Source organism: Collinsella aerofaciens, assembly GCF_028209395.1.
Classification (GTDB): Bacteria; Actinomycetota; Coriobacteriia; order Coriobacteriales; family Coriobacteriaceae; genus Collinsella; species Collinsella aerofaciens_AZ.
In genome coordinates, this window is the sequence record NZ_JAQLDQ010000036.1 from 1 (window position 1) to 11,165 (window position 11,165).

Sequence of the window (11,165 nt, forward strand, 5' to 3'; positions counted from 1 at the left end):
AGCCCGTCAGCATGGCCCCCGTCCGGGCGTCGAAGCAGTAGGGCACGCCGCCGACGGATACGGGGCCGCGCGCCAGCACGCCGGAGCCAGTCGCGTAGTACCAGGTCCCGCCGTCGAGGACCCACCCGGTCGCCATGGCGCCGGACGAATTAAACCAGTACAGGGAGCCGTTGCACTCGTGAAGGCCGGTTGCCATGGCACCGCCCGCGTCGGGCTCGAGCCAGTACCACGTGCCGCTCTGAAACAACCATCCGGCATACGCCTTGCCGTTGGAGGCTGCATAATACCAGGTGCTGTCAATTAGTTGCCAATGATAAAGGGAGACATCAACATACGCGTAGTTCATATCAACGTTGCCGTTGATTCCAGGGACTTTTCCGTTGCTCTTATACTGCCAAAAACTGTAATTGCCGGTATAGTCACATTGCGAGTTATATTGAGCAATCCAATGATCCCAAGAGCTACTCTTAAATACAGAGTCAGTCAAAATGTTGTTAAACCAATTTAAATTTGCATAAATACCAGGCTCATATCCTGCGGCAGAAATCCTATTACAAAAAACCTGCGCCCTCGATGCAATTCCGGTTTGACGTCCATTTGCAATTATCGAGTTATCCTCAAGATCGTAATACACCGGCAATCTTGGATTATGTCCAGAAAGGCAATTGATCACCATTGATGCCTCATCGGCTGCCTGCTGATTATCAAAAGCATATGAATAGATATAGACGCCGTAGGGAATTCCGAGTCGCTCGCACTCAGAAATATTTCGATTAAATTGATAGTCAACTCGACCGCCCCAAGATGGAGCGCCAAATCCAACACGCAGAATAGCGAAATCGATACCAGAAGCCTTAACAGCATTCCAGTCAATACGTCCTTGATGCTCACTGACATCGATGCCCTGCGCCGTAGCCCCATCGGGAAGAATGTCCATGGACAATAAGGCTATTCCATCTTCTTCGGAAGAAGCATCCTCTGCGACCAATTGCCCATCCTCATAACGCCAGGAATTCTCAACTAGGGACCGCGCAGCTTCCGCGTTCGAGGGGAAAACAAACACAGAAATGGGCGCAAGGACCATCAGCACCAACAATGCCGAAAATAACTTAAGATGTTTGCTCATGTAAACCTCGTCATTCGTTCTTGTTTGCGTTTAGCTTACAGCATGGCTGTGAAAGATTTCCGAACATCCAACTGGACAAGATGCCATCTAGGACGACAAATAACTGCACGCAATACCACAATGTAAACAAGAACTTCCCAGCAGGGTGAAACCAAGGACTCCTAGTCCCTACTCTTACCCCCCAAGAATACCGACTTCAAATAAACTTTCAAACTAGATGTCAAAAAGGTAGGGGACCCAGAGAGTCCCCTACAACTCAGAATTCTAACGAATCAATATTACTTTCGATGGACCCAAAGCGGTCAAACCGGAGATGCGGTTTCCATAACCATCACTATGCCAGAACAAATTTTCGCTCGGCGAATTGCCCCAGAAAAAGCCAATGTGGCTATCGTCGGCATATGGGTTGTAAGGATTGAAGAACACAATGTCCCCCTTACGAGCCAAGCCACTGCGCAACAACTCATCAATAGAGTTGAAATAAGTCACGTTCGCGCACGTATCGATAGCGTAGCCGTACCAACGATAAGCGTTAACGCAGCCGCCCCTTCCGGGACCTCCACTCCAAGGGGAATGGCTCTGCTCGGCGGCAATGGGAGCTAAATTACCGCCCGCTTTCATATACGCATGCGATACAAATCCGCCGCAGTTCATACCGGTATACCCATCCCAACGAGGATCACCCTTTGGATACATGCATGTTTCTTGGCTAAGATGCGTATCGTAGGGTGTTCCACGGTAATAGCCATCGTTTTCGTGGCTCATAAGCCAATTGACCAGGCTGGACCTATTAACCCCCAAAACAGAACCAGACGTATTCAACCATGCACCACTTGCATTGAAGTAGTAGTCGACGCCATCGATTTTCAGCCACCCGTTAGCAAACATAGCGCCCGAAGGCTGAAGCCAGTACCACGTGCCGCGGTCATTGAGCCATCCGGTCTTCATCTTGTAGGTGGAAGGATCCATCCAATACCACGCACCGTTAACATATTGCCAACCAGACTTAAGGACACCATTGGAAGATGCGTAATACCAAGTATTGCCGCTTTCGTCAGAAGCGTCTTTCGACATAATCCAACCAGATGCTACATTGACGGCACCGTTTGCATCCGCATAGAAAACCGCGTCTCCAATATGAATCACACCTGGCAATGAAGACGAGTCAGCACGATCAGCGACTACGGGAGATCCATCAGATGAAGTAGGCAACGGCTCGCTCAGTGCTCCAGACGAATTCGCCCATGCCATACCGTCGCTCAAGTTAATCCAGCACGAAGATGCCATCGCACCGGAATCATAAGAAAAATAGCGCGTGTTTCCTACCGCGAATTCACCAGTACACATTGCGCCGGATACATCATCAAGGTAATACCAGGCGCTTCCGAACTTTATCCATCGTCCTCGTTGAATAGCTCCATTTGATGCGGCGTAATACCAAGTACCATCAACAAGTGCCCAGCCTGTTGCCATGGCGCCTGAACTCGTAAGGAAATAGGTGGACGACTCCACTTGCATAAAGCCCGTGAGCATAATATGGCTTCCTGGATCCAGGTAATACCAAGAATTCCCTAGAAGTAACCAGCCTCCATGCAGTAAGCCGTTGGAGTCAGCGTAATACCAGTTGTTGTCAATAAGAGCCCACTGGGAGGAGAGCATGGCCCCTGAGCTGTTAAAGCTATAAGAGGTGCCATTACATTCTTTCAGCCCGGTGGCCATAGAACCGTCTGCAGGATCAAGCCAGTACCAACGACCCCCATCCGAGAGCCAACCCTTTACCAGGGCGCCAGAGCCGGAGAAATAATGCCAGACGGAAGCATCAAGGTGCCATCCGATAAGCATTGCGCCAGAAGAGGAGAATCCATACGTGGCTTCCCCGATCTGCAGCATTGTATCGTGGACCATCTTGCCCTCATCATCCAGCCAATACCAGTTGCTGCCGTCTGAAAGCCAGCCTTTTACCATGGCGCCAGAACCGGAGAAATAACGCCAAGCAGAAGTGGGGCCTGTAGAATCTAGGTACCAGCCGACACGCATTGCACCCGAAGAGGAGAATCCATAAGTTGCACCCCCGACTTGAACCAATCCATCCTGAGCCATTCGACCTTCGTCGTCGAACCAGTACCAGCTACCGTTTATGTGTCTCCAAGAAGAAACAGCGATTGTTCCGTCGGACAAGCCCCAACGCCAATAACCAGCCCCTTCTTCGGGTGATATCCACCCCTGATGCCAAACAATTTGATTCGAAACCTCAGAAGGGGTCTCATTATCAACCTGAGAGTTCTGCTCGACAGCGAAGGTCGATTCGCGCTGAGCATCAACGCCTGACTCGACAGAAGCAATAGCAACGTTAGATGCGGGACCTTCGTCAGTGTTATTCGAATCAAGGGCGTATAACATCGAGGGCGAACCCAAAAGGAGTCCCAAAGAAACAAGGCCCGAAAAGACCAACACCCCGAATGAGCATTTCTTCATAGCAGCACGGTATCCAATCACGCAGCGACCCCGTCACCTCAGGGCAACGGGGCCTCAATCAAAACTAGCTCAATAATGCGTTAGCCAATTTGTTGGCAGTTCTTGCACTCTCGTAAAGCACCGCGCCTCCGGGCCTCCTGGATAGAGATCTGCGAATAGCCCTTTGCGTCCTTGCCAACGGTACGACACTTATGCGTATGGTAAACATCGCTACCGCTCTTATACCAAACTAAACCGTAGTCCGGAATCCACTTGCCGTCCTCGCCGACATAGTAGGAGCCAACCCAGGCATTCGTAGCCATGGCGCCGGAAGACTGGAGGTAGTAGTCGCCGACCCAGGCGTCGTGGGCCATAGCGCCGGAACCGCTAAAGTAGTACCAGGCGCCGCCGACCTGACGCCAGCCGGTGGCCATCGCACCGGAATCGTCGAACCAGTACCAAGAGCCACCCAGGCTGCGCCAGCCGTTAGCGACCATGGCGCCCGAGCCGTCGAGATAGAACCACGTACCGCCGATGTTGAGCCAGCCAGTGGCCATCGCGCCGGAGGCGTTGGCGTAGTACCAGGTGCCCGAATCGTTGATCCAGCCAGTTAGCATGACACCGTACTCATTGAAATAGTACCAAGTTCCACCGATATTATGCCAACCGGTCAACAGCTCGCCGCTGGAAGTCGCATAGAGCCACTTTCCATAGATGGAGTCATAAATCCAGCCACTATGCTGCATGCGGCCATCAGCATTGGCGCCAGGGGTGTTCAGGAAGTAGTTTTTGCCATCAATCTGAACTCGGCCGTATGCCATATCGTGGTTTTCGGGATAGAAGTAGTACCAATCCCCGCCGATAAGCTGCCAGTTCGACACCGCGGTCCCGTCATCGCCAAAATAGTACCAAACGGCTTCGTAATCGTTATACCACTGGTTCGTGACCATGACGCCAGTCTCGGGATCGAAATAGCGAAGGTTGCCGTCCTCGCACCGAACGAGTCCGGTCTGCATCGAGCCATCGTTGTCGAAATAATACGTTCCAGCAGGACGAGAAACAGAGAAACCTGTCAAATTGCGAGACTCGCTATGATCAATATATTGAAGACCAACGAGAGAATCAATATCAGCAAATGAGGGCGCCGGGGCAACCGTCATGCAGGCGGCGGCAAATACAGCAACTCCCAGCGCTGTTAGTCCTCGCCATCTTTCTCGAAGGTTATTCATACGACATCCTTTCTCCGAGATTTAAGGCTCTCTTAAGTTATTCTCAGACTATCAATTTAGTTTTTCAACAGGAAATCGATAAAAGGTATCTTTGTGACTGCAATTTGATGAGAGCCGCCACGTCCTTGCCGTCCCGTGCATTGTCGACAGCAACGTCTTATGGCACAAACCGGATATCCTTTTCGGCGCAAATCGTTTGAGCAGGCGGCACGCGGAAGGAGTGTGTAGAGCGGTTTTCTGCTGGCTGCCAGCCACGGCATCCTTTCGGAAACCTAATTGCCGCCGGAATTAAAGTCCCCGGCGCGGACTCACCTTATCTCCCCGACGCGGGCTCGATATCCTCTCGGATATCTAATCGTCTTGGACTTTTACCTGCCCAAGCACAGTACAACTTTTACGTGCCGCCACACGGAGCAAGGCTCGGGGATTATTCTCTAAAAAACCATGCTTTCAAAGCAACTTAGGCACAAACGTAGTCAAACAAAATACCTTTCAGGTCTTTCTTGAAGATAAGCAGTAGATTAAAGTATCCGACAAGAAATCCCGCATTACATTCAACCCGCAGAAAAAACAGAGCACTAATACTCCGCCATGCCTTCGGACTCATATAAAAACCTCATATGATCGACATCGAATCTAAGTGATAGCACATCTATAGATTTGCGTACATCAGAACACAGGCAAACGAATTTAAAAAACGAATCAGTTAATTCGCTTTCAAACTCTTTGTCGCATATACGTTTTCCAAGCTCAATAGCTTGGCTCAATTTAGTAGCGACAAAGTGGTTGGAAATTAAACCAAGCATGTTATTAGCCTTCTCAAGGCTATCAAGAACAGGCAAAACGTATTGTATTGCGAAATCTAATGTGACGGTATCATCCTCAATATAATTCGGAAGTCGATACGCTAAATCACATGTATTTATATAATACTTGATCCATGACTCTTTCATTTTTGGAAACCGAGAGATATGGATTAACCGACTTTCAGCAGAGGTATCGCCCAATCTATTAGAAGTTGGAATTAAAATAGTATTTGACCTTTGCTTTCGCCAAGACGAATTATCGAAATTCAATCGAACACGAATATACTCTTGCAACCAGACAAAATAGCACGCTCCATCATCCGCTAAAGAACATCTAATTAAAAGAAAAGGTATTGCAAACATTTCAGCGTATAAAAGCGTCTTCGTATCAATGGAAAATGGAATTTCAGGTTTATCTTCGAGTGGCTTGTTTGTTCCCTTCACCTGAATTGCCATTAATTCACCAGTAGCGAATCCGTTTTCAAAGCGCTCAAAAATTTTATCGATTCCAAAATCACGTTCTGTTAAGTCTCGAACAACCCAGTTTTCAGAAGGCATAAGGGAGGTGACGAAAGAGCATGCCTCTGTATCAATTATGTGGCTATTTGGACGTTTCGGAGGATATGCCATAAAAATCAGCTCCATCAGCCTTAGCGCAAGAGCACCTAATAACGACAAAATAAAGATAACAACCAACATAATTAGACTGCATGTCAGTTGATATCGAATAAGCGGTTAAGGACACAATAACCAATAAAACAATAGCACTCACTGTGTCCAGGGGCATGGACCATCTCCTCCATCCTTCCTGCTCGAGCACGTCAGAGTAACCACCCGGTGAAACCATTGGCCGAGAGCTGCGCCCCCAGTCCCCGGGAAGCGGCCCTCTTGATTAAACTGCTCAGTATTTCGTGCTCACGGGCTCAATTCCCGGTGACCACTTGAGTCACTTCATAGTAGAGAGCAACGACAATGTCGACGCTGCAGGTCTTAAGAATACATTCGCAATAGATGTTCCGGCTGTTCACGCCACTGCAGTGAAGCTGACCGGCCTCGGCTTCTATGATCGAATTAAGCACCTGATCGGAGAGCCTGCGGATAAGCACCAGCTGTCGATCGTCCCGTCGCTGAGGTGGGGCTCAGCGAACATGTCGGGCGCGGCGTCCGCTAAGATCTACATTGCGGTCCTCATCCTTCTCAAGAACCTTCCTTGTGGTTATTTCAGATTCTAGTGCGAAAGCCGTTTTGCGTCAGGCAGACGTCATCACCCCATTACGCTTACGCCATCTATTTTTTGTGCGATCCAAAGTATCGCTAGCTCACGCTCTTCACTATCATCAAATTTGCAGGTCTCATATTTGATGTTTCATTCAGCTCCTTAGAATCGATAACCAAATCCCATTGTCCATTTTGGCCCGGCAATGATCGGCAAAGTTGTTTGTTAGGTATACGAAACAATCGATTAACTGGAGTCAAACGCTTAACTCCAAAACATTTCAAACTGACAATTTCGATACATAATAAAGCTGCCAGTGAATTCAAACAGTTCTCCAAATTAGCTTTTCTAAAATACGTACCACGATCATGTTTCACAGCGTTATAGCTATCCCACCAAGTTAATTTTGCATACATTCCATTTATCCACGCATTAAAAGGTTTGAGTGAAATACTCTGGTTAATCGCAATGTCAACTACCTCATTTACAAAGGCAATATCATTCAAAGCAGACAGGCACTCGAATGCTTCCTTGATATTAGATGGTCTATTTCCGGATCGAAGTTCGACATAATCTTTAAAAACCGAATCAAATTCAGAACAAATCGATAAAAGCATCTTTGCAAATTCAACTGAATAAGTTGAGAAATTATCGTTGCTCAGCTCAACATAATTAAAGGAATTAACAAGCTCTCTTTCAAGAACCAAGTAGTAATCCCAATTTGATAAAGATAAACTCATAGACAAGCAACTCCCGTTAACGTAAATTACACCAAATTATCTTTCGAAATGCCCCCGTAGATATAGCAATCGCCAGCTCAGAAGTCTACTGACGCCCGATTCAGCTGACAAATAATTGACTATACGGCACTATTAAAGGATAACTAGCACTGTTCATCTACAGGAATATCCAGTTTATTCGCCGCGCAAATGCAAAGCTCTTTATCCTCTTGAGTCATCCTGCTCCCAAGAATAACTCGCAACGGCTTGCATGGGCGTTGTACATAATTCATCTCAAGCTCATCTGGCTCTGGTACAAGACGGGCACGATATTCGTTCTCCCGCTCAAACACACTGCCCTTTCTGTAAATTGCCCGTAGATCACTAAGCATGTCATCACTGCTCACATTAAGACCAAGCATCCTAGCAGCAGTCCAAGCAATTTGAGGGTCGCAATTAAATGGTTCGTCATCATATAAAATTGGTAATAATTCAGTGCGCATTCCGTTAGCTATGTTGCAATTGCGAATAGCTTCTCTGTCGTAAGCAAGAACGAAACCCGCTTGGCTTTCGGAATATACATTCCACATATTCGAATCGCTAGGATTGTCCGTTAGGCACAAAATGCGACAACAATTTCGGCAGCTATTCTGATGAACTGGGGCAACAAATCCTCCAACAAATAAGCGCAAGTTTTTAACAGCCGAGCGAAAAAGACTAACTTTTCCCTCATCGGATAGTATCTCGAACTCATCTATTCTTGCTGGATTAAAAGGAGCCCCCAGAACCCCTAAAACAAACGCAAGTCGTCTAAATCAATTTGATTTATTATCTTTAACGCTTGTTCATCATCATTGAGATTACTTTCGATTTCATCTATACCATTCCAGTTATAGATCGGTACCGAGTCGCACTGATCGCTGAAAACCTTTGGATGAGAAAATGTAACAGTCGCGTTTTCTAGATCGGCAAAAGCGTATTCACTTGGAGGTCGATAGCGGTAAAGCATTCGCGGGACGAGAGAAGTCGATAGCGCTTCCAGCTCCTTCTTTGCGGAAACAATGGAGGCGCCATCGTTTTGCTTGGCAACGAGATTAGCCAGCGTCTCCCGATATGTTTCTTTCTGTGTCAAGCTTAGCGCCATGCAATATCGCTTCCCGATCTAGCTAAATTAGATGCAGTTGATTTTATCCAGTGCAATAATACTGAATGCACATACGAAGCAGAAGTCATGTCTATCAACTACCAAAAAATGATTCCGATTGGAACGTACCGGAAATCGTAAAAGCTGCCAACGGATATATTTATAATAGCCTGAGATGGCTAGAGATGAAAACATATAGTCATCAAGCAGTCTTGTCCTCCGATGAAGACGCCAGCTATGACATCGAATTCCACTCTCTGTCAGGTCGCTTTACCAATTACGGAGCGCCGCAGAGGCTGCAGAAGCAGTCGAGTATGCAGAAAAGATTTATATGGGCGCGTCAATTAAAAAAGCTCTGTTAGACCAGGATTGACACACATCTGTCCCCACGGCGCCATATCGTTAGCCTCGTAGACCGCGGGGCAGCATGAACGCCGAGGACCTGGTAATCGCCTTCAAACGGGACATGGCGAAGCTGAGCGGGACCGAGCGCCGCCGCGCGATTGAGTCCGTCAGGGACGTGATCCGCGCGGCGGCGTTCGACGACACGGCCGGCTCCGCCTACGAGGTCGAGCGCAGCCGCGTCTGCCTCAAGACCGCCTACGCCATGCGCCATAGGCTGATCGAGTGCCTCTCGGCCCACTGCCCCCATTCAGGGCCGGGCGGGGCTGCGGCGGCGAGCTCGACGAGATCTACTTCCCTGAGTCGCTCAAGGGCAAGGGCAACCGCGCGAAGGGGTTGTTCGCGATGCCGTATCGGCAGCATAGAGACGGTATGTCCATTTCGTCTCTTTTAGCGCTGAATACCATGTATCGGGTTCATTTTCTCATGCCTTATAAGGAATATATGAGACGGCTGAATTCGTAGATGCCTGTTGTAAATGAATGTATGTGAGAAAGCTAACAACTACATAATAAGAGTTGCGTTTGGCATCAGGCAACGAAAACCGTTGCATTTTGTCTCTTGCAACTAAAAGGGTTGCGTTTGGTATATAGCAACGAAAACAGTTGCATTATGTCTCATGCAACTAAAAGGGTTGCTTTTGGTGTCTAGCAACGAAAACAGTTGTGCACGGGCAAGATAACCCTCACGCTTTGCGAATGATATCTTTGTTCCTGCAAATTAAAACACGCAATGTTATAGATAGACGAAATCTGATTAGCGGGCGACGATGAATGCCACATCTCTATTATCACGGGGACTGCCGCCCCAGAAAAACCCGATATGGCAATCGACGCTGATAGCAGTCTTAAAGAACATGACGTCGCCCTCACTCGACCTAGAACCGTTCGAGAATCTCCTCGGCGTTCTCTCGCAGATAGATATCTAGGTCCGGCACGGCAAACTGCACGTAGCCCCTCTGTGGTGCCTGAATAACCTCTCTTTGTAGCAATTTTGCCCTAATGGAGCTGACCTCATTGGTCTTTTTACCCATGCGCTTAGCAATCTCGGATGATTTGGACTGTTGTTTATCCTCGCACATGGCCAAAAGGTATTTGATATCGTTGAGCCCCAGTCCAGAAATCGCGGGCTCGTGAACAACATCGTGAAAACGAGCCTCTGCCAGCGCAATGCCTTCGGTGACGTCGCGCTCGCTCACAATGGCACTTTTGGCACGATGCAAGTTGGCGCGCTGCCAAATGGAATAACCGACCAGTTGCACCAGATAGGCATAGCCCTTAGTGGCCTTAGCGGCTCTCGACAGGAGATTGTCCTCTATGGTCAAGCCAGTCGCGACAAAGCTATCGCCCATAGAGAGCGCTACCTCCACCTGGTTGATAGGCGCCAGATCTTCGGGGAGGGCACGACGCAAGAACGTAAGCGCCTTGCCGTTAATAAGATCCATAACACCGGCGGGTAACCCGGCAAAGGCAAGTGCGATATCTACTTTTTCCCCTATCAAAAGCTGAACCGTAGACGCAATGGCACGCATATCGTCAATCGGAGCGTCCTGAACTTCATCGATGGCAATAAAAAGACCCTCGGATGACTTCGCCGCCGAACTTAGCAACTTTCTAAGGCTCGACTCTTTGGGTGCAACATCGACTTTCGCAGAAACAAAGCCGGCGTTTACACCGACCGAAGCATTGGCCGCAAGGGAAGAATCAGCAACCTGATCCTTCAAGTCCAGCAATAGGTTAGGGCCAGCAGAAACAATAGCAGTCTTCCATCCAAGCTCTCGCGCACGATCCCTAAGATCGCAGAGCAAAACAGTTTTTCCGGAGCCCCTCGGTCCAGCAATACGCATGAGCCTCGCAGGTGCACCAATTCCCGCATTCAAACTCTCGGTAAACTCAAGGGCAATATCATCACGACCAATTATGCGCGGAGGCTCAGCGCCGGCAGTGGGACGAAACGGATTATGGAATGCTGTGGCGCTCACTTGTTTGCCTTGGTGACGCATAATTTCTTTCGCAAATTGACAACCGCATAGCGGAACACGGCCCGCGCCCCGTCATATGATTTCTAGC

8 protein-coding genes are annotated in these 11,165 nt (G+C 48.5%); all 8 read right to left on the reverse strand.

The genetic code is table 11. The features are described 5' to 3' along the window. On the reverse strand, window positions 1–1,126 hold a 1,126-nt coding region (locus tag PMW67_RS09335; protein WP_271739638.1), incomplete at its 3' end, for a glycoside hydrolase family 25 protein. A 264-nt stretch (window positions 1,127–1,390) separates the two neighbouring features. Beyond that, complete coding sequence (locus PMW67_RS09340) at window positions 1,391–3,601, reverse strand: N-acetylmuramoyl-L-alanine amidase family protein (protein WP_271739640.1); 2,211 nt, start codon at window positions 3,599–3,601, stop codon at window positions 1,391–1,393. 80 nt (window positions 3,602–3,681) lie between these two features. Continuing rightward, the gene (locus PMW67_RS09345) at window positions 3,682–4,809 is read right to left on the reverse strand and encodes a hypothetical protein (protein ID WP_334204050.1); all 1,128 of its coding nucleotides are present in this window, start codon (window positions 4,807–4,809) and stop codon (window positions 3,682–3,684) included. Between the two features lie 578 nt (window positions 4,810–5,387). Continuing rightward, window positions 5,388–6,314 carry a DUF4365 domain-containing protein gene (locus PMW67_RS09350; protein ID WP_117807058.1) on the reverse strand — a complete coding sequence of 309 codons (927 nt, stop codon included), beginning with the start codon at window positions 6,312–6,314 and terminating at the stop codon, window positions 5,388–5,390. A 615-nt stretch (window positions 6,315–6,929) separates the two neighbouring features. After that, window positions 6,930–7,571, reverse strand: a complete 642-nt coding sequence (locus PMW67_RS09355) for a hypothetical protein (protein ID WP_022094837.1) — start codon at window positions 7,569–7,571, stop codon at window positions 6,930–6,932. A gap of 143 nt (window positions 7,572–7,714) precedes the next feature. Then, a complete protein-coding gene (locus tag PMW67_RS09360; RefSeq protein ID WP_271739642.1) occupies window positions 7,715–8,140 on the reverse strand; it encodes a DUF2971 domain-containing protein in 426 nt (141 codons plus the stop codon). Window positions 8,141–8,340: 200 nt separating this feature from the next. After that, the gene (locus tag PMW67_RS09365) at window positions 8,341–8,694 is read right to left on the reverse strand and encodes a hypothetical protein (RefSeq protein WP_271739643.1); all 354 of its coding nucleotides are present in this window, start codon (window positions 8,692–8,694) and stop codon (window positions 8,341–8,343) included. A gap of 1,279 nt (window positions 8,695–9,973) precedes the next feature. Next, window positions 9,974–11,098: an ATP-binding protein gene (locus tag PMW67_RS09370; protein ID WP_271739645.1), complete on the reverse strand. Its 1,125-nt coding sequence runs from the start codon at window positions 11,096–11,098 to the stop codon at window positions 9,974–9,976. Between the last annotated feature and the right edge of the window lie 67 nt (window positions 11,099–11,165).

Excerpts from the sequence above, each read along its gene's own strand:
- PMW67_RS09340 (WP_271739640.1), bottom strand. The coding sequence starts at position 3,601 with ATGAAGAAATGCTCATTCGGGGTGTTGGTCTTTTCGGGCCTTGTTTCT.
- PMW67_RS09345 (WP_334204050.1), bottom strand. The coding sequence starts at position 4,809 with ATGAATAACCTTCGAGAAAGATGGCGAGGACTAACAGCGCTGGGAGTT.
- PMW67_RS09350 (WP_117807058.1), bottom strand. The coding sequence starts at position 6,314 with ATGTTGGTTGTTATCTTTATTTTGTCGTTATTAGGTGCTCTTGCGCTA.
- PMW67_RS09355 (WP_022094837.1), bottom strand. The coding sequence starts at position 7,571 with ATGAGTTTATCTTTATCAAATTGGGATTACTACTTGGTTCTTGAAAGA.
- PMW67_RS09360 (WP_271739642.1), bottom strand. The coding sequence starts at position 8,140 with ATGTGGAATGTATATTCCGAAAGCCAAGCGGGTTTCGTTCTTGCTTAC.
- PMW67_RS09365 (WP_271739643.1), bottom strand. The coding sequence starts at position 8,694 with ATGGCGCTAAGCTTGACACAGAAAGAAACATATCGGGAGACGCTGGCT.
- PMW67_RS09370 (WP_271739645.1), bottom strand. The coding sequence starts at position 11,098 with ATGCGTCACCAAGGCAAACAAGTGAGCGCCACAGCATTCCATAATCCG.